This window comes from Psychrobacter sp. 1Y4 (genome assembly GCF_051847555.1).
Map to the genome: position 1 here is coordinate 1 of NZ_JBPYDE010001074.1, position 536 is coordinate 536.

1 protein-coding gene is annotated in these 536 nt (G+C 38.1%); it reads left to right on the top strand.

The features are described from left to right. Nucleotides 1-241: 241 nt before the first annotated feature. Nucleotides 242-536: hypothetical protein (locus ACS8FC_RS20490; RefSeq protein ID WP_439298135.1), on the top strand; the 295-nt coding region annotated here is incomplete at its 3' end.

Consider the following 536-nt stretch of genomic DNA (forward strand, 5'->3'; position numbering starts at 1 on the left):
TGGGCGGCCTCGGTAAAAAGAAACTGAAAAAACTTGAGAAACAAGCGGCAGAGTTGCCAGATTTCTTAGCTACTGCTGAATAGTTTAGAAGCTGGATAACTTCTCTGCTAAATATTCAATTAGCGAAACTTGTCGAGTGTAAAAGGGTCAGACCATCTCTGACCCTTTTTTCGTTGTTAATAATTACTACTACTCTCAGAATATAAAAACCTCTTACTCAATATTTTAATTGGAAACAAACATGGCCGCTAAAACCGTCACAATAGAAAGCAAAGATTATGTCTTTAACACCCTAAAAGAAGCACAGAAATACTATGATGCCATCGTAAAGGAGCTGTTTAATGCAATTTTGACCCTGACCAAGGGCCAAGACTTCGAAGATTTAAAATGGATATACAGCACTTACTGCGGTTATACCAAACATAATCTAGATAAATTGGGCGAATATGACATCATTGGCGTCAAAGGTATCAGAACGATCCGAGAGAAAGGTGGTCAATATATGCCAACGGAATGCTGTGCGATTATTTTTTCTG